The following is a 24,718-nucleotide window of genomic DNA, read 5'->3' on the forward strand; positions in this document are numbered from 1 at the left end:
TTCATGGAATGCCGCCGCCGTGTAGGGAATTGTCCGCGCGTGTCGAATTATATAGAGAATATGGAAGGCCGCTCTGCAGCCAAATCCAATATCCATAGACGGACCGGCAGAAAGCTGCCGGAATTCCGTCGCTTGGTGTTCAACAGGAGCGTTCAATGAACAGCTGGACATAGATTTGTGGAGGAACTGAAATGACATTAATAAAACAATTAACCAATCAGGATGAATTCGTCGGCTTTTACCTGCTTAAGGAGCTGGAGGTCAAGCAGACCAACGGGACGCCTGCCAAAGATTATTTCGATATTGTTCTAAGTGATGCAAGCGGCCAGCTTCCCGCCAAATTTTGGGATGTGACCCCGACGGATAAGGAAACCTTTTTCCCTATGGGGCTTGTAAAGGTACAGGGCGTCGTCCAGACCTACCGCGAGAAGCTGCAAGCCAAAATCATTCGTATCCGAAAAGCGACGGAGAGTGACGGGGTGTCGTTAACCGACTTTATCCGCTCTGCGCCGATTCGTCCTGTCGATCTCGTTTATACGGTCAAGCAGGTTCTCGGCACGATCGAGGATGAGGAGATTCGGACGATTACCGCATTTTGCGTTGCCAAGGTGGAAGAGAAATTGATGCATTACCCGGCGGCCAAGTCCCATCACCATGCTTACTGCGCCGGATTGGCTTATCATATGGTGCGCATGCTCGAGATCGGCGATTTCTTATGCAAGCAAAGACCTTTCTTGAATTCGGATCTCATTAAGGCAGGCATCATTCTGCATGATATCGCCAAGCCGGAGGAAATGATCGCCCAGCTGGGCATCGTATCGGATTACAGTATTCCGGGCAAGCTAATCGGCCATATCTCAATGGCCTCAAGCTGGATTACGGAGGCGGCCATCCTAAGCGGCATCGATCTGCAGTCCGAGCGGGTGCTGGCCTTGCAGCATCTGGTTTTGTCGCATCATAATCTTGGCGAGTGGGGAAGCCCGGTACAGCCGCAAACGGCGGAAGCGGTAGCGCTGCATCATATCGACGCGCTGGATGCGAAGCTGCAGATGGTGGAGGATGCGCTCGACGCGACCCCGGAGACCGAGGAATGGACTCCGATGATCCGCGGTCTGGAGAACAAGCCGATTTACCGGACGAAGCTGTAAAAAAATTGGATGCGAACATATATTCCATGACATCCTGCTGACGGACGGCTTTGCTTTAATAGAAGCAGCTGATGAGATGATTGAAGCGATCAGACTACAATGTTACAACGGTGGTGGCCAACATGAATATCCAAAAAATCGAGGAGCTGCTCGCGATTCCCGAAACCTCCGAGCGCTGCGAGCGTGTGCATGACGAAGTGCAGCCCGTATTGCTGCAGCTGATGAATGCCTTTAAAGCGGAATATGGGGGAGTTGCCCCAGAGCTGCACGATTACCAAGTACATACCTATGAAATGACGCTGCGGACGACCATGCACGATGCACGCAATCCGAAATATGCCCCGAAGAAGCAGGACAGCGATATAGGGAAAAGGGCGTTTATCGAGCTGATCGACAAAAGCTTGTTTCAAACGGAGTTCGGCGTGCTCCGGCTGGAATTTAACGGCCTGGAAAAGCAATGTAAGATCATTATGCCGAGCAGCTTTTATCCTTTTTGGGTAGCGGTACGCAGTCAATCCAATGAGAAGAGCTTCCGCGATCTGCTCGACAAGCTGGATTCCGATATTCGCATTCAGGCGGCGGATGGTCCGTTTCTTGCTAAAGACGAATGGATCCCCTACCTGCAAAAGGCGGCTGAAGATAAGAAACGGCCTTGGTTCCATGTCGGCATCTTTATTCCTTTTCCTGATATCACGACGGAAGCCGGGCTGCTGGAGTCGATATGGTCGGCTTGGACTAAGCTCCAGCCCCTCCGGGAATATATCCGGACTGAAGCGGAGCAGCATGCACGCTCCATGAAAGTATTGAGTCGGCTGAACGCCCATCACGAGGATATTCCGTTAACCTTGTACGGGAAAACGTACGACATCAAGTTCGAGGAGGCTTACGATTACAAGTCGAACAACCGCCGTCAAAAGTTCGGCGTTTATGAGAAGGGGCAGCTTGTGGCGGACGGCATGCTGGATCAATATCTTAGGGAGCCCTATGAGGTTCTCGGTATTTTCATCAACAGCTACGGCCATATTTATACCAATCTGCGTCAGCTATCGACGGAGACGGTGTACGAATGGTATATCACAAAAAGCTTCAGGTACCATAAGCAGGACGGTAAGGATATTAACCGGGAGTACCAGCTCAAAGCCTTTGAAGCATTGGCGGCCCATGGCTTTCAGGTCAGGGACAATGCCTTTTATGTAGGGACATACGACAGTCATTTGGAGCAGTTTAAGGAGCCTGTCGAGCAATTGAAAAAGACGCTTGTAGCCGCTGCGCTTCTATTCGCCGACAGCTCTCAAATGATAACTTTGCCAAGGGCCGATTCGGCGGGAATGCAGCCGGCAGAGGAACCGGCCGCGGAGAATCTTGCGGAGGAGATAGAGGACGGCTACGAGCATAACTTCGATCTGTCCGTCATCATGGCGAATATCGGGGAGAGCGAATTGACCTATGCCCCGTCAATCATCCGGGATTTCCACTTGAACCTGGTCAGCCTCGAAGATAAACACTTCGTTATCTTGAACGGCATTTCCGGGACAGGAAAAACCCAGCTCTGCTTGCTCTATGCCAATGCGGTATACGGCCAGCCGCGGGACCATCTTAATCCATATGTGAAGGTTATCCCTGTAAGGCCGGATTGGACCGACTCGACTGCTTTATTCGGTTATTACAGTGCACTGGAGAAGCGGTACGTGCGGACGCCGTTCCTGAATGCCCTGCTTCAGGCGATTCATGAGGGCAAGCCGATGTTCATCGCTCTTGACGAGATGAATCTGGCCCGTGTGGAATATTATTTGAGCGACTATTTAAGCGCCGTCGAATCGAAGCAGCCGATTCAGCTGCATACGGAGGAGCATATTACCGACGTTCCGCAGACGCTGCATATTCCCAACCATCTGTATTTGATCGGGACGATCAACGTGGACGAAACCACGCACAGCATTTCGGACAAGGTGCTGGACCGTGCCTTTGTCATGACGCTGTCGGATGTGGATTTGGACAGCTTCTGGAAAGAGGCGAATCCCAAATACAAAGCGGCTCTCTCCCAGGAGTGGGAGCTATTGCAGGAGCTTCACGGCATGCTTCGCCCCTATGAGCTTCATTTTGGCTACCGGACGATGAATGAGATGCTCCGCAAGCTGTACGTGAACGCGCAATTGGAAGCGGGAATCCGCATGGAGCCGGTGGAGGCCGTAGATCGTGCGGCTTCCGAGAAGGTACTGCCCAAAATTCGCGGGGATGAGCGGATCGCGCCCCTTCTTCAGCAGCTGATCGATTGGATGACAGCCAAGCTGGGTGAGGCTTCGGAATCGCTTCGTCATGTCAAGCGGATGAAGGGGGAGCTGGATCGGTATGGATCAGCCCAATTCTGGAGATGACCTGTTCTTGTGGTGCCCCGATCAGCTTGAATGGGTCGAAATCGGCGATATACGGCTTGAAGAAGCCAAGACCTACCGCTGGCGTACGGCGAATCCGGCTCCGTTTCGTTTGCTCTTGAACGGGATTCCGCAGCCGATGATGAGATCGGAGGACGGATGGGAGGGGGAACTCGCCATGCCCTTCCAATCCGGGCAAATAACGTTTCATATCCACCGGGATGGCGTCCGTGAGATCTCCTCATACCTGTACTCCGATTCCCGCAAATTGACGGAGGCGGAGTACCAGCGGATGATCACCGACATTTTGCAGGAGGCCAAGGTATGCTTTCAGCATGATGGCGCTGCGCTGTCGTTCCAATATAGTGGAGTGGACCGTTCGGTCTCCATTCCCCAATGGGATTATGTGGAGCGCTCCTTTCATCGGCTGACTTACTTATTCCGTGAAATTCAGGCTAGCCCGATGAGGGTATTGAAGGTTAGGGATCAATGGATGCAGCGGGACAAGGTCAAGCATGTGACGCCTGCCATGATCGCTTGGGCGGAGCGGCATCCCGGCCATGGGGCCACGCCAGAGCTTCCTGTGCCCTCTATGATATTGGCAGGAATGAGGGAAGAATCCTGCGACGTGTATGAGAATCGCGTCGTCAGCCGGCAGCTTCGGGAGCTGCTGTTCCTGCTAGGGCGATATGCGGATTCTGGCCTGGATAAGATTGCGGCCAAGGCGAACCGTTATCGCGACATCGTAACCCGTTGGCTGCAGTCCGGCTTCCTAAAGCAGGTTGCCGCTTATAAGGGAACGATAACGATCTCCCAAGGGTTTCGGAAGCATCCGATCTATCGGGGCTGGTTTCAATGGTTTCAGGAGCTGAACCACTTCGATGACATCAAGCTTGGTTTAAAGAGCTCCATCCCGCTGAAGGACACGTATCATTTGTATGAAATCTGGGTATTTATGCAGCTGGTCGGCAGACTGAGGGAACAAGGGCTCGTTATGGATGCATCATCTCTTTTTGCAATGGATCGGGAGGGCCTGGTTCTGACCTTGTCGGAGAAAAAGGAGCATCGCGTGAAGCTGATCCAGGGCGGGTCTATCGCTTATCAGCGGTGGTTCACACGCAAAACGGAGAAGTTCGGTACCTACACGCACGGGATGAAGCCGGATATCGTGCTGGAGCTGAATGAATCCTTGTATATTTTTGATCCCAAATACCGGCTGGATCATAATCTGTCTATGGCGCTCGGAGAGATGCACAAATACCGGGACGGAATCGTGAGACAATGCGACGGCGCTCCCGCCGTTGAAGAGGTGTACATTATCACTCCGGCGTCGGGGACGGACAACGTTCGGTTCTTTGGGGACGAGTATCGGATGAAGCATAAGATGGGCGCCTACTCCATGAATCCGGGCGGGTCCAAGGGAGAAATCCATGCCTGCTTGGACCGGATCCTACACGATGCATGGATGCCAACTCTTGTATAAAGGGGTGGCTTTTTTGCGCTGTATAATTAAATGAAACCAGCCAGCGGCTGCATCTTGTTTTTCTTGAAATGGAGAAACTGCTGTGGGGATACTGGGCGATACCCGAAAAATACCTCTTATGTACTTCGACAATATTTTACATGTCATCAGCCCAAAACAACTTTCTTATCCCGGAGGTTGTTTTTTTATCCTTATGGACAAAGGGATTTCCACTATTTTCAAAATCGCAGGAAGTTAAAACAAGCATATTGAGTGTTCCTACCGGCTGCCATACACTACTTATACTGCTGATGCTGCGTTGCATAAGCATACAAATACAACATGAGGGGGAAATGCGGTTTTGCGAAAACAACAACGATGGTTTGCGTTGGTGATGTCACTGCTTTTATTGTTTTCTCTGATGCCTGTGCCTGCTTTGGGGGCAGCGGGGGATATGATTAGTATTGGAAGTGAAAGCCAGTGGCAGGGGAGGATCTTTGGGAATCTGGGTGGAACCCCTACGGCGGACAACTTTCAAATTGCTGAAAGCCAAGATGGAACAGCAGTAACGATAAAGGCTTCCAGCGGTAAAATTGAATCTAAATCTGAAGGCCTTGCTTATTACTTTCAAGATGTCTCTGCTGGGGACAATTATGAGCTGTCTGCCCAAGTGAAAGTCGACGAGTGGAAGGCCGACAACCAAGTGTCATTCGGTATTATGCTTAGAAGTAATATCATGGAGACGAATACTAACAATAGTACTTTTACTGGGGAATACGTTGCTCTTGGTGCATACGACCAAGTCATGAAAGGATTTTATAAACAAGGCACCTCTCAAGTAAAAACGGGCTTTGAGTTTAATAAGGCTAGTGCTCCAGCAGCTGGCAAGACCTATAATCTAAGTATTAGAAAATCCGGAAATGTCTACGTTCTAACATGTGGAGATCAAACCCAGATTATAGACAAGTTCACTGGCAGCATAGCTTATGCTGGTTTTTATACATCAAGAAACGCTACTGCTACTTTTAGCAATATTCAATTAAAAATGGATCCCCGAGTCCCAACCGGAATCAAGGTTGACGACTCTTCCGTGAAAAAGAATTACTACGTTGGCGACAGCCTCGACTTAACCGGCTTAAAAGTGAAAGCGCTGTACGGAAGCAGCGAGGAAGCTCTCACGGCTAACGATTACATCGTTTCCGGCTTCGACAGCAGCAAAGCGGGAGTAAATCCGGTTACGGTTCATTTTAACGGGCAAAAGTATACGATGAACCTCAATATCGCCCCTTTAGTTGTGGATGCTTTGGATATCAAGTATTTTCCTGCCAAAACGACCTACTACAAGGGGGATGCTTTTGACCCGGCAGGTCTTGTGGTTACGGCAACGTTTAACACAGGGAAAATAGCGGATATCGGCAGCGATCAATACGTTATTTCGATACCTGGTGCGACCGTCTCCGGTGCAACCTATGTGTTCGATACGGCGGGTACCAAAACGGTTTCCGTGGCATCGAAGCAAACGCTGACGACCTCTGCCGCGTTTGACGTGATCGTCAAGGACGCGGATCTCACCGGCCTTGAGATGAAGCAGCCGCCTCAAAAAACAGTCTATTATTTAGGCGATGCTCTGGATTTGGACGGGCTGGTGGTCTATGCCAAATATAGCGATAACTCGTCCATTCGTCTGCTAGGCAGCGAATATTCTGTAAGCGCTTTGGATACGAGCACACCGGGCACTAAGCAGGTGACGATAACCCATAAGGGAAAGTCTGCGAATATCACGGTTACGGTCAAACAAAAACAGGTAATTGGCATTGGAATTACCAAATATCCAAAAACGACGTATGTTCTAAATGAGTCATTCGATACTACCGGATTGGAAGTATCCAAGCTGTATGATAACTCGGATAAGGATGTTCTGGCCGGAAGCGATTACACGGTAGACAGCTCCGCCGTAGATACTACGCAAGTCGGCACATACGATGTGATCATTACGCCTGCGGACGCAGCTCTTGCTCCGATCGTGTTTCCTGTTACGGTAAGGGAACCAGCCGAATACCAGTGGAAATCGATTCGTTTCGGTCAATCGACGTCGGCCTCCAACAAAGTAACCGTAAATCCGGATAACAGCGTAAAGCTTGAGGCTCCTCAAGGAAGCGGCAAGGTCACCGGAGACCACGACGGCATCTCGTTCTATTACACCGAGCTGGACGCAACCAAGGATAATTTTGTTCTGTCCGCGGATATTACCGTTCTGGAATATGCCAAGGAACCGTATGATGGCCAAGAATCGTTCGGGATCATGGCGAGGGATGCTATCGGTACGGCCAATGATTCCGGGGTGTTTGCTTCGAACATAGCAGCTATCGGAGGCTACAGCGGAGGAACGACCAAGCCAAATGGAACTCAGCTGTTTGTAAGAACGGGTGTTCAAACCAAGGAAGGGTTAGGCAGCAAGGGGATTCAGAATATCATGCTAAACAGCGTGAAGCCTTCTGCATCCAATACGCCTTACCGATTGACACTGGCTAAAACAAATAGCGGTTTTACTGGGAAAATCAATAATGGACAGGAATCGATTATTTTTGAACCGGATATTCTGAATGTTCAGGATTCCAAAATGTATGTAGGCTTCTTTACAGCCCGTCTGGCGACGATTGAAGTGCGCAATATTCAACTAACCGTATCGGAAGCGGCAACGGATGCTCCTAAGGTTGAGGCTCCCAAGAAGCCAATTACCCCGAGCTTCCAAGTGCTTTCGCTGGATAAAACCGCCGAAACCAATTACGACCTGCTGGTGAAATCCAATGTAAACGGCACGGTAACGGTCAAGCAAGGGCAAACGATGATTGCTCAAGACCAGCCGGTGGAAGCAGGTAAAAATACAGCCATTCGCGCTTCGCTTGCTGCCAACAGCAGCACGAACTTCAGCTTGACCTTCTTGCCGGATGATACGCAGGTGTTGACATCTTACGATAAAATCATCAGCAACTTCACCGTAATTCAAAAATCTTATGTGCCTAACGGAGATATTTACGTTTCTCCAACCGGATCACCGATCGGCTCTGGCTTGGAAAAAAATCCTTTGGATTTGGACACTGCCGTGGCCTATGTAAGAGCGGGGCAAAAAATCATCCTGCTCGACGGCAATTATGTGCGCAGCTCGAAGCTTGAAATTAAAAAATATAATGACGGCACAGAGCAAGCGATGAAGTACCTTGTTGCGGCGCCTGGAGCAAAGCCGGTAATCGACTTTAACAAGAAGTCTGAAGGCGTTGTGCTGAGCGGGAATTACTGGCATGTAAAAGGCATCGATTTTGTCCGGTCCGCAGATAACACGAAAGGATTCACGGTAGGCGGAAACCATAACATAGTAGAGGCCAGCCGATTCTATGAGAACGGGGATACAGGGCTTCAAATCAGCCGTACGGATGACTCCGAGGACAAAGCGCAATGGCCGTCCTACAACCTGATTTTGAACAGCGAGTCGTTCGATAACCGTGACCCGTCCGAGAACAATGCCGACGGTTTTGCCGCCAAATTAACGGTGGGCGAAGGCAATATTTTCAGAGGCTGCATATCCCATAACAATATTGATGACGGATGGGACCTGTATACGAAAGCCGGCTCCGGAGCCATCGGCGCTGTTATCATAGAGGATAGTATTGCCTACAACAACGGCACATTGACGAATGGCGATGTAGGCAAAGGGGATAAAAACGGCTTTAAGCTCGGAGGCGAAGGAATCTACGTACCTCATGTCATCCGAAACAGCATCGCTTTTGGAAATGGAGCTTATGGTTTTACAAGCAACAGCAACCCGGGCGTAAGAGCAGAAAATAACATCGGGTTTAACAATGCAAGAGCGAACTTGAACTTCACTTCGTACGCAGGCATTCCTACAGATTTCAAAATTGACGGGTTTATCTCTTATCAAAAGGACTATGTGAACAGCGGGGCAAAAGATAACTATCCGCAGAATTTGATCTCGGATACGAACTACATGTTCGACGGGTCCGTTTCCATGAACAAGTCTGGGGTCAAGCTGACAGATGCGAATTTCGTAAGCTTGCAGCCGATCTTGCCTTATCAAAGAAATGCGGACGGAAGCATTATTTGGGGAGATTTCCTTACATTTATTGCTCCGACACCAGGAACCGCTCCGGCAGCACCAGCCGACTTGGCGGCAGCAGCAGGAGACACCCAAGTAACACTGTCGTGGGCAACTGTTACAGGCGCAACCTACTACAATGTCTATCGTAGCGCCTCAGAAAACGGAACTTATGCAAAAATCGCAGCAAATGTGACCGACGCCGTGTATACTAACACGGGCCTGGTCAACGGCACAACGTATTACTATAAAGTAACGGCCGGCAATGCGAACGGAGAGAGCGGTTATTCGAATGTAGCTAGCGCTACTCCGACAGCAGCCGTGGTACAATCTCAAGTACCGGCAGCACCCGTCGGCTTGACGGCTGAGGGCGGGTATCGTGCGGTGGCACTGAAATGGACGCAGGCAGCGGGAGCATCGAGCTATACGATCTACCAAAGTACGATCAACAACGGGCCTTATACGAAAGTGGCTTCCAATGTAACCGGCGCAACTTATTCCATTGACGGACTGCTTCCTTTCACGGAATACTTCTACGTCGTCACAGCATCAAATGCCGCAGGGGAAAGCTCCTATTCCGCTCAAGCGAGTGCGAGAACGTACGGCAGCAGCAGCCCGGGAAAAGGCAGCAGCGGCTCAAGCGGATCTTCGTCAACGGGCGGCAGCGGCAGCAGCACCGGCACGACACAGGACGGCACCAGATTGACAGGCGAAGCTGCTGTGGTGACCGAGAATGGCAAGAAAACAGCCAAATGGGCTGTTGCAGCAGATGCATTGGCTAAAGCATTTGAGGCGTTGAAGGGCAAGGCCGATCAGAGAATTACGATGGAAGTAACCAGCTCGGAGTCCATCGTCAAAGTGGAATTGCCTGCAAGCGTACTGGCAGCCGGGGCACAAGCGGCTCCTAATGCGGTGCTGTCGATCAAAACCGGTCTAGCAGTTTATGATCTGCCGGTCAAAGTGCTCCGCATCGCGGAATTGGCTAAGTCGCTTGGCACTACGTCCGACCAGGTTACCATCAGCCTGACGATCGAGAAAGTATCGGGTACGACGGCTGCCCTAATGTCAGCTAAAGCAAAAGAATCGGGAATGACGGTCTTGGCCGGTCCTATCGATTTCGTCCTTAAAGCGGAGGGGAACGGTAAGTCCGTTACGGTCACCGACTTCGGCGGCACTTATGTGACAAGAACAATGACTATTGCCCAAACGGCTCCATTCTCCGGATTGACAGCGGTATTGTACAGTCCGGACAGCAACGAATTAAGCTTCGTTCCAGCTGTATTCACTACGGTTAACGGAACGACGGAAGCGGCTGTAAAACGCTCCGGCAACAGCATGTATGCTATTGTGAAGGCATCCAAAACCTTTGCAGATTTACAGGGACACTGGGCGAAGAGCGATACGGAGCTGCTCGCTTCCAAAGGGGTCGTAAACGGGATCTCGGATACGTCTTTTGCACCTGACGCTTCGATTACACGCGCTGAATTCGCGGCGCTGCTCGTACGCGCTGCGGCTCTTCCAACAGAGTCGACTGCCCAATTCTCCGATGTCCAATCGGAATGGTATGCAGGGTATGTGGGAGCGGCATCGAAAGCAGGACTTGTCGAAGGGTTTGAAGACGGCACCTTCCAGCCGAACGCTACCATTACCCGTGAGCAGATGGCGGCCATGATCGTACGCGCGATCAAGCTCATGGGCAAAACAAGCGATTCGAATATCGGCAACCTCTCAGCATTCGCCGATAGCAAGGATATTTCCAACTGGGCTAAGGAGGCCGTAGCCGGGGCGGTACATGCGGGTATTGTCAACGGTGTAACCGACAAAGCCTTTGCTCCTGGCAATAAAGCAACGCGCGCGGAAGCGGCCGTTATGCTCAAACGTCTTCTTCAATATGTGGAATTTATGAACAAATAAATTTTATCAAACAGGAAAGGGTTATCCTGCCAAGTCTGACGACTTGTACTGGATAACCCTTTTTTGCTCCCCGCACAATAATTGAATGGGCCTGCCTCGAAGACTAAGCCCTGCTTTGTGGGGTTATTTCATCCATACAAGAAGGAGGGCAGCTGCTAATAACAAAACCATTTTCTCCAAATATCGTCGGATTCGCCTTCAGGACAATCGTCCTTGTGCTTGTCATACCAGTCCTTGAAGTCTTTGTCCTTATCCGTTGCATGCTTCCAATCATCGTCTTTATCTTTTTTGTGGGAGAACAGGGACGAGAAGAATTGCTCCCAGCTTGAATGGCTGGAAAGCTTCTGATTCGTTATGCCGCTCTGATTTTCCGATCCGGTTGAAGCGAAAGCGGTTGTAGGCAGTACGAAGGCGATGGTGAGCAGTGTGATACAAAGGAGCCTCTGGATATGCCGCATAATTGCCAACCCTCCTCTTGTAAATAAAATGTAAAGAAATGTTCGTTATTAAGAATCATACATCAAATGGATTGATTTGAGAACTATCCGTTTTTAAGATGTAGTTCTTGTTGTTGATTTCCTAGAACTAACTGGCAGGAATGAGCGATTGTTAATGTATACATCCGGGATGTAATGAGTTACTATTGGATAGGTAATATATTCCAAATCTACGGGGGCGCTTTATGGGAGAATATCTTCAAGCAACACCTATTAAGCCAATTGTTCCTGCTGTATTCGTTTATGTAACAGATGTAAAGAAATCAGTTGAATGGTACTGTAAAGTGCTGGGTTTACCCATGCCTGAAAAAACTAGAGAAGATATTCATATTTTCGATTTAAGTGACAGCCATTGTTCAAATATTTTTTTGAAAAAAATAGATGATGTAAACCCATCATCTGAGCCTATTTTTAGTTTAACTTCACCTGATAATGAAGCAACGATACAATTCCTAACCGAGCTTGGAGTTGAAATAGTTAGTAAGAATCAAGATGTTATTAATTTTAAAGACCTTGATGGCAATATACTAATGGCTTGCTCGATTTGAATATATAGACCAACTAATTGGTTGCACTAAATAATAAAAAAGGCGCCGTACTAACGGCAGCCTAAGGGTTAATTGGCGCTTATCGGACCAAAAGTGTTAAATACGGCCTGCAGGCCGATTTCCTTCCATATCAGCGTATTATCGGTGACAGTACCGCCAGTTGCTGTCGGGAATACCGGAGGAACGGTTCCGGAAGTGCCTGCCGTCACAGCCTCGTATACGTGACCGCCGGCTTGAATTCGGGCCCCTTGTGCAAAGGCTTTCGATGCCGCCCATGCTTGATTGGCCGCATAGCCTTCTGTCGTGCAAATCCAGCCTACATATCCGCCGGGCTTAGGCGCGGAGTTATAGATGATTTGCCCGAGGAAGTACCTGCCTCCGGAAGGGGGTGCGCTCATGCGGTTATCAGGCAAGCCGGTATTGATATTGTAATTGTCAATAAATTTTACGGAGGCACTCGCATCGATAGACACATTATTGAACAAGCACTTGGTTATGGTGATCGAATTTTCATTCGTTATCCAGTGTAAGGAGAGAGACGTATTTTCCATGTAACTGCTCATGATAACGGATTTGTTAGTGCGGTCCTGCTTATAAAGAATACTGTTAATGAACGTGCCGTTGGTAAGATAGGCTTCCTCCAGATTGACTTGAACCCCTTGAAACAGCGCGCTGTCGATATTGACTCTGGAATAAGGAGTTAAGGAGCCTAAGGTCACGTCGCCGCCCATGGCTTTCGATCTTACCTTCAGCACTTTCATATTGCTTATGTCGCTCGCTTGCAGTATACCGCCGCTTTCCAGCAAGGTAAGACCTGTCACGATATTAGGTCTGCCTACATAGTTGTCCGGTGCTTTAATCGATACCGAACCGTTTTTTACTTTAATATTGGTAAGGACAGCCCCGGCGATGAGCGGCATGAACCCGATGTTACCTGTCGTATCGCTCCAATCGGTTTCGACCGTTATATTGGAAATGTAGCATCTGCCGTAATTGTAGCGTGAAAGGTTAAAGCCCGTCACACCGCCGTCCGTTAGTACGACCGGACTTCCGCCCCTTGTCTCGGATACTTGAAAGCTTGTCGCTGTCACATTGACCGTATAGTATACTTTATCCACGCTAATCCCCGCCGGCACCCTGCCGAACCATTGCTCGAAGCAGACCTGGGCCCCGTTGCCCATCCCATGAGGAGCTTTGTAGGTAAACGTTCCATTTGCAGTATCAATAGCGGATGGGGTTCCCAAATAACCGTAAATGCTTGAGCCATAGAACAATCCGTCTTTGATTTGGCAATTGTCAATCATCGCGCCTTGAACATCCAGCAAATTCAAATTCGCTTTCTGGAACACGGCACCGTTGACCACGTTATTTCCTTTTACGACCAAGGTGCATTGAATGAACGTATTGTTAAGGTATTTGATGTGCCATTGGGTAGGATAGGAGCTGATTCCCCCGATGTTGTAGCCCTCGAACGTATTATTTTGCAGGGTAATATGGGTTCCGTCGACGTTGACGAAGTGTCCTTTGGCATTATGATGAATATAGTTATTGTAAATATAGATGCGATAATTGGTCTCGAGCCCGTCCTGGTTTAAATAAATGCTTTTGAAGGGAATGTTGCTTTCCCCGACCATCGATTCCACGTCAATGCCGAACATGGGTGCAGTCCCGTTGCGAAAGTCGGTGGTGACTCCATCGTCTGCATAACCGATATGATGAATTGTATTATTGACGACAAACACGTCATTGGGACCGCATAACGATATGCCCTGCCTTCTGCAGTGATGAATGTGGCAATCGTGTATATAGATGTGCTGTCCTATCTCTTCCTGGGTATATCGGGAAGGATCCTCGTAGCGGACGCCAATCCCGGTAAATACGCCGTCTCCGGTACAATGGGATATCTCGATGCCGCCGATTTCAATATGATTCGAGCTCACTACGGCAACCCCGTATCCGCCTTCATGAGTATAGTAGGAGCTGTCGACCTTTGCGCGAATTTGCGCAATCTGGGCATCGGTTAGCGGAGACGAGGAAATGTCGATGACAAAGATCATTTTGTTCACTTTATCGATTGTATCGAACCAGCCTCTGCCTGTAGGGGCGGCCGGAGCGAATTCCCCGTTGATGCGGAAATTCACCAGTGTGTCCTTGGATACGGTATCCTTGTATTGATAAAAGCTGTAATTGCCGGCGGAGATTCCGGCTATGGACCACAGCCTGAAATTGGCGAGCAGCCCGGCATAGGCATACCGGTCGATAACCTCGCTCCGGATAAAGTTAGGATCGTCGTTCAATGAGCCGTCGGCGTTGACCCCTCCTCTGACAAAGCCGATAGAGAGCTCATATTGGTGCATGGCTTTATCTCCGACAATTTGTCCGCCCGTTACCTTGGCATGGCTTATTTGCTGCATCTGAATGATGCGGTAGTTGGGGGAGGAGTTCCCCTCCAGCTGCAGTACACAGCCGCTTTTCATTTCGAAATGGATACCGCTAAGCATATTTATGGCAACCCCATTGGTATCAATCACAAGGTTATACGTACCCGCAGGCAGCAGCACGTGATTATACCCGCTGGACTTCGCCCAGATTAAAGCGTCGTTGATTCCTTGTGTCGTAGCGGCGGCATCGGTACCGTCATTGTGAATATTCCATCGGTCCAATTCTATGACGTAGGAATTGGGTGAACCGATTTTGGAGCCCATCTCCGCAAGCAATGTTTTCAAGCTGGTATCGGGATCGACATAGACGGCTTCTGAAACGGTTATTGGATACATATATTCATTCTGGGCATTTTTCAACTTCTTCAACTTCCCATCCATAACTGCACCCCCTCGTTGGATTTGGATTCCTTATCATCAGCAGCAACAGCTGACATTATCCGTTGATCCAAGTACCCCCTTGCAATCGGGCCGTCTGATTGTTCCCGCTCTTGTCAGGAACTGCGGTTCCTGCGAAAGGCTCCGTAAAATCATATAAAGCGGTTACGATATTGCCGGACATGATCTTAACGCTGTATAGGATTCCTTTCATAGGAATGCTCCCAAGCTGGTTGGCGAAAATGACCAAAATCGACTTGCCGGGGGATTTAAGCACGAGCTTCACGGTAATTCGTTGTTGGGAAGGAACGATGGCGGCTTTGTTGGCAGAAGCGGTTTTATCCTCGCCATTGACATAGACCGATTTCCAGGCCGCTTGCAGGTAATCGATCCCCGCGCTGTTCCTTCCAAAGGCGGATTGCGGAATTCCCCGGGTCGCGTCGAGATAGGAGCTAAACCCCATGCTTTTTGGTTCTGCCCAAATATCCATAATGACCGTGTCAAATGAAAGGGTTGGGGTCTGGACATAATCCGTTGTCCCATTCATAGCCAGAGCGAAGGTCAGAACGGGGGTCGCTACGGTTATGCTGCTGCCGCTGCTTATCAGCCCTTCCCGGTCTACCGCTTTCACCGTGAAAGTGTAAGAGGTTTGCTGCTCTAATCCGGCCACAGTATAGGTGGTTGACGTTGTACTCCCCACGTAGTCCGATCCGTTGTATACTCTATATTCGGTTATATGATCCGAGGAGCTTGCAGTCCACAATAGTGTCGTTTGCATGGCTTGTACGTCAGAGGCTGTCAAGTTCGATACATTATCCGGAGGTACTGTATTAATGACACGGACGGGTTCCAGACTGGACCAGTCATCATAATAAACAATCGTATCCTTAAGATTGCTGTCTGAATCTGCCACTATACTCACCCCTTTATAATCTTTTATTTATACTATGTTTTCATAGTTCGAATGGTGAATTGTGAATAGAGCCTCAGAGCGTATTCTAAAGAGAACAAAAGTAGTGCAAGCTGGGTTCCTGTCTGCCTGACGAAAGATGTAAAGAAATTTTTATTTAGATTCTGTGAAATTTGATACAAAACGGAGCGAATGGCTGAAAATACGCAGTTGACACGATACAAAAAGTGTCATAAAGTATTGACTATAGGCAATGATACAAAGAGTATCATTGGAACTTAGGGTGCCATGGCAAGCAACTATTTTTCGCTGGGGGAGAATTATGGAAATCAATTTAAGAGAGTATTTTCTGATCATAAAGAGGCGGATCTGGATGATTGCCCTATTTGTACTTCTGTGTACCGCACTCACGGCCGTCTATAGCAACCTGAATTATCAGCCGATGTATACGGCTTCCACCAAGCTGATAGTTAACAAGACCAGCGAAAAGGATCAAATGGGAAGAGAGCAGATAGACTTTGGGGCGATCGGTGTGAATATCGGACTGATCAATACGTATAAGGAAATCATCAAAACCCCCGCCATCATGGATAAGGTCGTTCAACGTTATCCCGATCTGAACCTCACTGCCGAACAACTCATTGCCATGACCAATGTGGCCGGCTTGCACGATACGCAGGTCATGACCATCGTTACAACCAATGCCTCCTATGAGAAAGCCGTCAAAATAGTCAACGCAGTCTCCGAGGTGTTTCAATCGGAAATCCCCAAGATTATGAAGGTCGATAACATTACGATTTTGAATAGAGCCAAGATGCAGGACTACCCGGTTCCCGTTAATAAAAAGTCGAATCAATATATTGTACTGAGCTTTGCCGCTTCACTCGTTGTGGCTATCGGTATTGCGCTGTTGCTGGATGCAATGGACGACACGGTCAAAACAGAAGAAGATGTACGCCAACTGCTTGCAGCATCCACCTTGGCGTTCGTCCCCGTAATGAAGGGAGCGGACGTTCAGACCAGCTCGGGAAGAAAGACAAGAAGGAAAGTAGGAGAGATGCAGCATGTCAATACCATCCGCTAAACCGGAACTGATTATGGAGAACAACCCTGCTTCCCTGGCTTCGGAATCCTATCGCGCCCTAAGATTTAATATGGAAGCATTCGTTATGGACCAAGGGATACAAACAGTATCACTGACCTCGGCAGGAAGAGGAGAAGGGAAGACGACGACAGCCGTCAATGCAGCCATCGCTTACGCCAAGATTGAGAAAAAAGTGCTGCTCATAGATGGGGATTTGCGCAATCCTTCGCTTCACCGCCTATTCGGCGGAGACAACAGCAAAGGCTTGAGCGGCTATCTGATGAATCCGGAGATCCATGCCATAGATGATTACATTATGGAAACCTCCATCCGCAATCTCTCTGTCATTCCTTCCGGGCCCATTCCCAATTATCCTGCGGAGCTGCTGGCCTCCCAAGCCATGAAGCAGCTTCTCGAAGAGATGAAGTGCCGGTTCGATATGATTTTCATCGACAGCTCCTCCGTATTGTCGTTAACCGATGCCAAAATTGTGGCTGCCCAGTGTGACGGCGTGCTGCTGGTGGCTGAACACGGCAAGCTAAAAAAACAAGCGGCCAAAAAGGTGAAGGAGGAGCTTGAGCTAGCCAAGGCACGGCTGTTGGGGGTTGTTTTCAATAAAATTCATCCCAAGAACTCTGAGCTGCTTCTATATTAATGGAATCCAAAAAAGAAGTGCCGATAGATAGATCATTGTTCCGAGAAGAGAGGGTAAGAACGACGATGAGAAGAAAAAGGTTAGGACCGCATCGCCGAAACGTAAGAACGATCTGCATTTTGGCGTTGAGCTTTGTCATTATTGCGGGCTGCTCGGAGACGATACCGATAAGCTCGGATGGAAATGCCGCTGCCGTTCAGGCGCAGGGGCTGAAGAGCGTCAAGGTATCCAAGGTCACCAAGCAAAAAATCGGCGAGCCGATGGTTCATGCCGCCGATGTGCAGTCCTCTGTCCAATTCGACATTACCGCCAAAGCGGCAGGAGATATTGAGGCTATTTTAAAAGCCCGCGGCGATGTCGTTCAGGAGGGCGATGTCATCGTCCGCTTGAACTCCACCGAAGCCAAGTTCGAGAAAGAGAAGGCGGCCTTCGCCGTTCAGACGATCCAGGACGCTATCGCCAAGGCGAAGGAGAGAGCAAGAAAAGAGATGGAGAATCAGAAGCGGGAGCTTAACGACTCCATCAAGAAGCAGGAGCAGGCGCTGAATGATTTGACCCGCAATTATAATAAGACAAAAAATGACTACGAGGTCGGGCTGGCGAACAAAACGCAGGTTTATCAGATGGAGGTTCAGCTGAGAAACAGCCGGACCGATCTGGAGATGCTTAAGGAAAAGCTCGCCCGGTTGGAGCCTGTCGATGCAACCTCGGAGCTGGAGACACAGCTGAAAAACGCGCAAATGGCGCAGCTGCAGGTCGAGCAGTCGCTGACTTATCTGGAAGTGAAATCCCCGGTCAGCGGCATATTAACCGAGCTTCCTTTTGAGGTGGGCATGAGTATTTCGGCCGGAACCAAGCTGGGGCTGGTTCAGAAGCTGGACCCGATCAAGCTTAAGGCGCAGCTGTCGGAAGCAGAGTGGAAATATGCCGACGGCAAGACGGAGATGGCCTACTACTTGCAGGGAGAAGCGCCGAAATCCAAGGCCAAGATCAGCTTCCTGTCCAAGGTAGCAAGTCCGGAGACCAAGGCCTATGAGATCAATCTGGATGTCCCTAATAAAGACATGGCTCTAAAGCCGGGGATGAAGGTATGGCTTCAGCTGACGGATGAGAAGGATCAAATCGTCCTGGGTGTTCCCACGTATAGCGTAATTAAGGATGGGCAGGATTCTTACGTTTATGTCCTATCCGGTGATATTGTCGAGAAGCGCCCGGTTCAGCTGGGCCGGCTCAACGACACGACTCAGGAGATTCTCTCCGGCGTGAAGGAAGGGGAGCTGGTCGTAGTAACTAACCCTGGCCAACTAAAGGATAAGGAACGGGTGCAGTACACCGTCGCAGAATAGCAAAAATACAATTGGAGTGAACCGTATTGAGAACAAAATGGAAACAGACGTTACTAATGGTCATTACCCTATTCTCCTTGCTCCTTCCCTCCGCATCGTATTTGGCCATAGCGGAAGAGGGGCTGCCGATAACGAAGGAATATTCGCTTAATTCATCAGTCAAGGCAGCTGTGAAAAGTATTCTTAATGAGCAGGTAGCGGAAGGGACCCGAATCGGGGCGGTTGTCCGCCTGACGAATGACGGGAGCCGATTAACCCGGGTGCCTGATTATGATGTCAGAGTCAAAACGGAGGACGGCGTGCTCTATACGCTGCGTCCCAGTGCCGATAATGTGATTGCCATTCAGCCGAAGGAAACGGTAGAACTCAGCTATATGATCGTTATTGACCGTGAGGATGCATTCTCGCTGGCCGAGATTTCTTGGGTTGACGTAGATGAGTTCGTGTCCCCAAGATCGGAGCAAACGATCGTGTCTATCCCTATCTCTTCTATAGAATGGAGAGGAGACACTGCCGTCTTCTCCGACTCGCTTGCCAAGCGGCCTTGGGGGGAAAGTTTTACGATCCCGGTTCTATCTACCTCGCTGGAGTATAAGCCGGTTAACCTGAGCGAGGAAAATACACCTCAAGGGCCTAGAACGATCCTCGGGCTGCTGGCGACGAACCATAGCGATAAGAAAAAAGCGATACCGGACTTTCGCATCAACGGAAAATCCGATAAGAAGGTGTTCGCCGGTGTAAGGCTGGAGAAAGATCCGATCATGCTTGGTCCAGGGGAGCAGCAGTATATCCATTATGCTATTCCTGCCGGGAAGAAGGATGAGCTGTCCGGATTGACAGTGTTGACGCCGGAAAGCTTTGCCACCGATGACAAAACCAAAATCGAATACGCCATAGGCCAGTTCAATCTCTCTTTGCCGCAGAATGAAGCTGAAGCCAATGCCGTAGATCAGCCCAAGATCTATGTATGGAACAGTCCGATTGAGTTTGATCCGCTGAATCGTGTCATTCAGCCTGAAATTTCGGTTTCCATGACATCCCTCCAAATGAATGAAAGCGTCGGAGGGGGCTTTAAAGCGGCGGTGGCCAAATTCAAGCTGACCAATCGCAGTGACCGGCCTATGCCTGTCCCTAAGTTCCAGGCTCAGCTGATGGGAGTCGATGGGACGAAGTATACGGGTACCCGCCAGAATGCCGTTGTGGAGACTCTGACTCCGAATGTCAGCTATGTCATGTACTATTCTTTTGTGCTGCCAAGCACTGAGAAGGGCGATCAGCTTGTCATGGAGATTTTGGACAGTGAAACCGTGGCCCCGTACAGCATTCCGATTGCAACCTTCAAGACCATGGTGAAGCCGGAAAAGTCGGAGGATGCCTCTCTCTCGTTCTATCCGTTCCAAATAAAGATTAACAGCTGGAAGGCCGAGGTGTTCTATGGCGCTGCCCGGGAAAGCTTCCCGTATTCCTATAAGCTGAGCATCGATATGGAGGTCAATCTTCAGGAGCAGGTTGTGGTCGATCAAAGCTTCCCGAAAATGAAGGTTGAGCTTGTCGATGACAAAGGGAAGGTGATTGGCTCCAAGACGCTTTCATTTAACGGGGAAAATCATGTGGGGACAGGAACGCAAACGATGAACATGGATTCGGTTCATTACGAATTTTCCAATTCCCTTCGTATTTATGAGACCGTCGATACGCCGTATGGCCAAGCGGAACGATTAATTGCAACGCTGCAATAAAACTGTTGACACAATAATCGCAAGATGCTATTCTGAGATTGTTCTTAATAAAGAACAAAAACTGATCGTTATAGATAACAAAAGCAGCATACATTCCGCATTTTCTTGTGGAACCACTTTTTTCAGCAAATGTGATTCGTTATTAAGAATAAAAAAGATTATTATCACAAAGCGTTACGGAGGAAAGAGGAAAGCATGAGTGCCATAACAGGAATTTATCAGTTCGAGCAGGCACCGGTACCTGCGGAAGATGGGCGGACATTGATGTCCGGACTTCAGCACTTTCCTTCGGACGCTGTCCATACCTGGTCAAGCGGGCACATATTTCTCGGATGCCATGCGCAGCATATTACGCCGGAATCCCTTCGGGAGCGGCTGCCCTATTATGATTCGGAGCGGCAGCTGGTCATAACTGCTGATGCCATCATCGACAACCGTCTCGCGCTATTCAACGCATTGCAGATTGATCACGGCAGGAGAGCCGAGATAACGGACAGCGAATTGATCCTGCTTGCTTATGCCAAATGGGCAGAAGAGGCGCCGCAGTATTTGGCGGGTGATTTTGCCTTCATGATCTGGGATGCGGGAAAGCAGCGGCTGTTCGGGGCGAGAGACTTCTCCGGCGGGCGGACATTGTATTACTACCAGGATCATCTGCGCTTTGCTTTCTGTACGCTTATCCAACCCCTCTTATCCTTGCCATACACCAGGAAGACACTCAATGAGCAGTGGTTAGCCGAATACCTGGCCATCATAGGGATGACCGATGTGGTAGATGCATCATCTACGGTTTACAAGGATATCGCCCAAGTGCCGCCTGCCCACAGCATCTCCATCGAAGGGAATCAAGTGACGCTGAAGCGATACTGTACTTTATCCGTGAAAGAGCGCTTAAAGCTGAAGTCCGATGACGACTATGTAGAGGCCTTTCAAGAGGTTTTCCGGGAGGCCGTCGCATCCAGACTGCGCACGAACCGGCAGGTTGGGGCTCAGTTAAGCGGGGGCCTGGATTCGGGGTCCATTGCCGGCTTCGCCGTTCAGGAACTGCGTAAGAGCGGCAAACCGCTGCATACCTTCAGCTACATTCCTCCGGGGAGTTTCGAGGATTTCACGCCGGATTATATTTTGACGGATGAACGGCCCTTCATCCAATCCATCGTGCAGCATGTCGGAGGGATTAACGCTGCGTACCACGATTTTGACGGAAGCGATCCTTATACGGAAATCGACAGCTTCCTGAGCTCGATGGAAATGCCGTACAAATTTTTTGAGAATTCCTTCTGGTTGAAGGGGATGTTCGAGAAGGCGCAGGAACAGAATGTGGGGGTGCTGCTAAACGGCGGCAGAGGCAATTTGAGCATATCCTGGGGATCGGCGATGGATTATTACGGGGTCTTGCTGAAACGACTGCAATGGATCCGGCTGGCTCAAGAGCTGCACCTTTACAGCAAAAATGTGGGAGGGGCCCGCCTGCGCAGGCTGCCTGCCGTGGCCCGGACTGCTTTTCCTGTCATGGACCGTTTATTTCCAACGGCCGAGTCTTACAACTACCCCATGCTGATCAATCCGGACTTTGCCCGCAAAACCGACGTGTTCAACAAGCTGAAGCAGCATGGCATGGACCAATCCGGATGGTTTGCCTCCCCTAATATATTCGAACAAAGGAAAAGCCACTTCGAGGAGCTGTTCCACTGGAATGCAAGCAATACGCTGGCAACCAAGCTGTCACTGCAATACTCGGTATGGAAGAGGGACCCTACCAATGATCTTCGGGTCATTCAGTTCTGCCTCTCTCTCCCGGAAGGCCAGTACGTGCAGAACGGCCTGGACAGGGCGCTGATCCGAAGAGCGACGAAGAACTTGCTGCCGGATAACGTAAGGCTGAACCAGACCCTGCGGGGAGTCCAAGGAGCGGATTGGGTTCATCGCATCCTTCCGCATCATTCCTCACTCATTAGGGAGCTGGACGAAATGAGCAGGGATAGCGCGATATCGGAGCTTCTGAACGGCTCTTTGATCAGGAAGGGCATAGACAAGGTGAAAGCCGGTTTGCGTCCTGAAGACGCCACGAATGCCGAGCTGAAGTTTTTGATGCGCGGGCTGATTGTGTACCGGTTTCTTAAACAATGGACTTGAGAGGAGGTGAGAAAGATGAAAAAAACATGGCAAAAACCTGTGCTTGAAGTGCTTGACGTGAACCAAACTATGGCCTCCACGGTTTATGGTGATTTCACTGACGAAGCTTATGTACCAGGAAAACCTGTTGATCCGAACAATCCTAGCACCTGGAAACGTTTCAACAGCTAATAGGCATTCAAGTATGTTTTAACATTTTCGGCATTACATATGTTAAAAGCCTTTATACAGATCACGTATAAAGGCTTTTAATGCAAAAACGGCAGCAAATGGAGTGGAAGGTATGTTACAGACGAAACACGAGGTCATCTATGAAGCTTTCGGGTTCCGCATTGCAAGCGAAATTCCGCTACCGGAATTACCGTGTGAGACTCGAAGGGTGGATGGCTCGGAAGTTGATATTGAGATTCGCAAGGGCGATAAAGGGAAGCTTGCCGACAAGCTGCATGAGTCTCCTTTCATGCATGTGGTTGAAGAGGGAGAAGTATTCTTTTATGTGCCGGATACCGCTTATTATTCCATACGGGATGGACGTCTTATCACGGTTTCTCCAGTTATCGGAGCTGACGAGGATTTAATCCGCCTGTATGTTCTTGGAACCTGTATGGGTGCTTTGTTGATGCAAAGAGGCATACTTCCGCTCCATGGCAGTGCCGTAGCGATTAACGGAAAGGTATATGCCATTGTCGGAGAATCGGGAGCAGGCAAGTCGACGTTAGCCTCTACCTTCCTAAGCCAAGGGTATTCGCTGGTCAGTGATGATTTGATAGCCGTCACGTTGTCCGAGGGGGGCAAGCAGCCCGTAGTGACCCCGTCCTACCCCCAGCAGAAGCTGTGGCAGGATAGCTTGGATCACTTAGGGATGGCAGCAGGAGAATACAGATCCATCTATGGGCGGGAAACCAAATTTTGCGTTCCTGTCGCTTCTCATTATGTCACGTCACCCCTGCCGCTTGCTGGAGTGATTGAGCTGGTCAAAACGGAGAATGAGCTGCGCCTGGCCCCCATAGGGAAGCTGGATAAGCTGCAGACCTTATTCTGCCATACGTTTCGTCCTTTTCTCATCCCCCGTTTGGGACTGATGGAGTGGCATTTCCAAACGACGTCCGCGATAGCCAATCACCTTTCCATGTACCAATTGAGAAGGCCGGAAACCCGGTTCACGGCTCCGCAATTAGCAAACCTGATATTAGATACTTTGTCCAGGGAGGATTAAGCGAGATGGTCCAAAATCATAAAGTAGGCTTACAGGATTACTTTACCCAAGTTAAAGGCAACATTGTTAGCGATATGGGCGGCGAGAAGGTGATGCTCAGCATAACGAACAGCAAGTATTACAACTTGGGGGAAGTAGGAGGTGAAATTTGGAACTACTTGGGCACGGCTGCCGCCGCATCCGGGGAACAAATTGTCGCCGAGCTGATGTCGCAGTATGAGGTTGACCAAAGCGAGTGCGAGCAGCAGGTCGTGGCCTTTTTGGAGCACATGCTGGAGGAAGGGCTAATTCAGTGGGCTTAGCAGGTAACGTTAGAAAATTTCTCCGGCTGGACTTGGCCACGATGCTGCTGGCAACCGAAGCCTTGTTCTATTTGGGCTGGGCCCGGGTGCTTGTGGCGATGCCCTTCGCCAAGGTGGCGCCTTCGCTGGGAGCCTCCATGGAGGAAACGACACATCTTGAAACAGACAGCGATGTTGATGAGCTGATCAAGGTGAACAGTATCATTCGCGTGATGAGCAGGCATACGTTCTGGGAAAGCAAATGTCTGGTCAGAGCCATTGCGGCGTTAAAAATGCTCGAAAGACGCGGGATCGAAAGCACGCTTTACCTGGGGACGGCAAGAGACGAGCAGCGCAAAATGATTGCGCACGCCTGGCTGCGCAGCGGCCCGTTCTATATTACGGGAGCGGAGGAGATGGCCCGGTTCCAGGTCGTCGGCATGTTCGCCAAACGGATTAGTCATAAAGGAAATTGAAGGT

17 protein-coding genes are annotated in these 24,718 nt (G+C 49.7%); 14 read left to right on the forward strand and 3 right to left on the reverse strand.

Annotation, left to right across the window (positions count from 1 at the left end; translation table 11 throughout):
* Positions 1-191: 191 nt before the first annotated feature.
* The 4 genes from B1728_RS19630 (at position 192) to B1728_RS19645 (ending at position 11,007) form a co-directional block, all read left to right on the forward strand.
* Complete coding sequence (locus B1728_RS19630) at positions 192-1,148, forward strand: 3'-5' exoribonuclease YhaM family protein (RefSeq protein ID WP_079912091.1); 957 nt, start codon at positions 192-194, stop codon at positions 1,146-1,148.
* Positions 1,149-1,270: 122 nt separating this feature from the next.
* The gene (locus tag B1728_RS19635) at positions 1,271-3,523 is read left to right on the forward strand and encodes an McrB family protein (RefSeq protein ID WP_079912092.1); all 2,253 of its coding nucleotides are present in this window, start codon (positions 1,271-1,273) and stop codon (positions 3,521-3,523) included.
* Positions 3,498-5,003 carry a DUF2357 domain-containing protein gene (locus B1728_RS19640; RefSeq protein WP_079912093.1) on the forward strand — a complete coding sequence of 502 codons (1,506 nt, stop codon included), beginning with the start codon at positions 3,498-3,500 and terminating at the stop codon, positions 5,001-5,003. Before B1728_RS19635 ends, B1728_RS19640 begins: the two co-directional genes overlap by 26 nt.
* Before the next feature lie 340 nt (positions 5,004-5,343).
* Positions 5,344-11,007, forward strand: a complete 5,664-nt coding sequence (locus B1728_RS19645; RefSeq protein WP_079912094.1) for a bacterial Ig-like domain-containing protein — start codon at positions 5,344-5,346, stop codon at positions 11,005-11,007.
* Positions 11,008-11,162: 155 nt separating this feature from the next.
* Here the strand turns inward: B1728_RS19645 and B1728_RS19650 are convergent, their stop codons facing one another.
* Positions 11,163-11,465 carry a hypothetical protein gene (locus B1728_RS19650; RefSeq protein ID WP_079912095.1) on the reverse strand — a complete coding sequence of 101 codons (303 nt, stop codon included), beginning with the start codon at positions 11,463-11,465 and terminating at the stop codon, positions 11,163-11,165.
* Between the two features lie 224 nt (positions 11,466-11,689).
* Here B1728_RS19650 and B1728_RS19655 point away from each other — a divergent pair, with 224 nt between their 5' ends.
* Positions 11,690-12,052: a VOC family protein gene (locus B1728_RS19655; protein WP_079912096.1), complete on the forward strand. Its 363-nt coding sequence runs from the start codon at positions 11,690-11,692 to the stop codon at positions 12,050-12,052.
* Between the two features lie 68 nt (positions 12,053-12,120).
* On the opposite strand, the gene B1728_RS19660 is transcribed toward B1728_RS19655, so the two are convergent.
* Both B1728_RS19660 and B1728_RS19665 read right to left on the reverse strand, forming a co-directional pair.
* A complete protein-coding gene (locus B1728_RS19660; protein ID WP_079912097.1) occupies positions 12,121-14,874 on the reverse strand; it encodes a right-handed parallel beta-helix repeat-containing protein in 2,754 nt (917 codons plus the stop codon).
* Between the two features lie 55 nt (positions 14,875-14,929).
* Complete coding sequence (locus B1728_RS19665; protein ID WP_079912098.1) at positions 14,930-15,784, reverse strand: fibronectin type III domain-containing protein; 855 nt, start codon at positions 15,782-15,784, stop codon at positions 14,930-14,932.
* 319 nt (positions 15,785-16,103) lie between these two features.
* Here B1728_RS19665 and B1728_RS19670 point away from each other — a divergent pair, with 319 nt between their 5' ends.
* The 9 genes from B1728_RS19670 to B1728_RS19705 all read left to right on the forward strand — a co-directional run bounded on the left by B1728_RS19670 (position 16,104) and on the right by B1728_RS19705 (position 24,714).
* A complete protein-coding gene (locus B1728_RS19670; protein WP_179136097.1) occupies positions 16,104-16,865 on the forward strand; it encodes a YveK family protein in 762 nt (253 codons plus the stop codon).
* The gene (locus tag B1728_RS19675; RefSeq protein WP_079912100.1) at positions 16,846-17,520 is read left to right on the forward strand and encodes a CpsD/CapB family tyrosine-protein kinase; all 675 of its coding nucleotides are present in this window, start codon (positions 16,846-16,848) and stop codon (positions 17,518-17,520) included. The genes B1728_RS19670 and B1728_RS19675 overlap by 20 nt, the downstream gene beginning before the upstream one ends.
* Before the next feature lie 65 nt (positions 17,521-17,585).
* Positions 17,586-18,866 carry an efflux RND transporter periplasmic adaptor subunit gene (locus B1728_RS19680; RefSeq protein ID WP_179136098.1) on the forward strand — a complete coding sequence of 427 codons (1,281 nt, stop codon included), beginning with the start codon at positions 17,586-17,588 and terminating at the stop codon, positions 18,864-18,866.
* A gap of 26 nt (positions 18,867-18,892) precedes the next feature.
* Complete coding sequence (locus tag B1728_RS19685; protein ID WP_144027928.1) at positions 18,893-20,605, forward strand: hypothetical protein; 1,713 nt, start codon at positions 18,893-18,895, stop codon at positions 20,603-20,605.
* 195 nt (positions 20,606-20,800) lie between these two features.
* Positions 20,801-22,741 carry a lasso peptide isopeptide bond-forming cyclase gene (locus B1728_RS19690; protein WP_079912103.1) on the forward strand — a complete coding sequence of 647 codons (1,941 nt, stop codon included), beginning with the start codon at positions 20,801-20,803 and terminating at the stop codon, positions 22,739-22,741.
* 15 nt (positions 22,742-22,756) lie between these two features.
* Entirely contained in the window at positions 22,757-22,912 is a 156-nt protein-coding gene (locus B1728_RS35825; protein ID WP_144027929.1) for a paeninodin family lasso peptide, read from the forward strand.
* Between the two features lie 112 nt (positions 22,913-23,024).
* A complete protein-coding gene (locus B1728_RS19695; RefSeq protein WP_079912104.1) occupies positions 23,025-23,957 on the forward strand; it encodes a phosphoenolpyruvate carboxykinase (ATP) in 933 nt (310 codons plus the stop codon).
* Positions 23,958-23,962: 5 nt separating this feature from the next.
* On the forward strand, positions 23,963-24,259 hold the full coding sequence (locus B1728_RS19700; protein WP_079912105.1) for a lasso peptide biosynthesis PqqD family chaperone: 297 nt from the start codon (positions 23,963-23,965) through the stop codon (positions 24,257-24,259).
* Complete coding sequence (locus B1728_RS19705) at positions 24,250-24,714, forward strand: lasso peptide biosynthesis B2 protein (RefSeq protein ID WP_377739904.1); 465 nt, start codon at positions 24,250-24,252, stop codon at positions 24,712-24,714. The genes B1728_RS19700 and B1728_RS19705 overlap by 10 nt, the downstream gene beginning before the upstream one ends.
* Positions 24,715-24,718: the final 4 nt, after the last annotated feature.

Source organism: Paenibacillus sp. 32352, assembly GCF_002042965.1.
Taxonomy (GTDB): domain Bacteria; phylum Bacillota; class Bacilli; order Paenibacillales; family NBRC-103111; genus Paenibacillus_S; species Paenibacillus_S vulneris.

What these genes read in the sequence shown, in the direction of transcription:
- B1728_RS19630 (WP_079912091.1), top strand. Translation starts at nt 192, where the DNA reads ATGACATTAATAAAACAATTAACCAATCAGGATGAATTCGTCGGCTTT.
- B1728_RS19635 (WP_079912092.1), top strand. Translation starts at nt 1,271, where the DNA reads ATGAATATCCAAAAAATCGAGGAGCTGCTCGCGATTCCCGAAACCTCC.
- B1728_RS19640 (WP_079912093.1), top strand. Translation starts at nt 3,498, where the DNA reads ATGGATCAGCCCAATTCTGGAGATGACCTGTTCTTGTGGTGCCCCGAT.
- B1728_RS19650 (WP_079912095.1), bottom strand. Translation starts at nt 11,465, where the DNA reads ATGCGGCATATCCAGAGGCTCCTTTGTATCACACTGCTCACCATCGCC.
- B1728_RS19655 (WP_079912096.1), top strand. Translation starts at nt 11,690, where the DNA reads ATGGGAGAATATCTTCAAGCAACACCTATTAAGCCAATTGTTCCTGCT.
- B1728_RS19660 (WP_079912097.1), bottom strand. Translation starts at nt 14,874, where the DNA reads ATGGATGGGAAGTTGAAGAAGTTGAAAAATGCCCAGAATGAATATATG.
- B1728_RS19670 (WP_179136097.1), top strand. Translation starts at nt 16,104, where the DNA reads ATGGAAATCAATTTAAGAGAGTATTTTCTGATCATAAAGAGGCGGATC.
- B1728_RS19675 (WP_079912100.1), top strand. Translation starts at nt 16,846, where the DNA reads ATGTCAATACCATCCGCTAAACCGGAACTGATTATGGAGAACAACCCT.
- B1728_RS19680 (WP_179136098.1), top strand. Translation starts at nt 17,586, where the DNA reads ATGAGAAGAAAAAGGTTAGGACCGCATCGCCGAAACGTAAGAACGATC.
- B1728_RS19690 (WP_079912103.1), top strand. Translation starts at nt 20,801, where the DNA reads ATGAGTGCCATAACAGGAATTTATCAGTTCGAGCAGGCACCGGTACCT.
- B1728_RS35825 (WP_144027929.1), top strand. Translation starts at nt 22,757, where the DNA reads ATGAAAAAAACATGGCAAAAACCTGTGCTTGAAGTGCTTGACGTGAAC.
- B1728_RS19695 (WP_079912104.1), top strand. Translation starts at nt 23,025, where the DNA reads ATGTTACAGACGAAACACGAGGTCATCTATGAAGCTTTCGGGTTCCGC.
- B1728_RS19700 (WP_079912105.1), top strand. Translation starts at nt 23,963, where the DNA reads ATGGTCCAAAATCATAAAGTAGGCTTACAGGATTACTTTACCCAAGTT.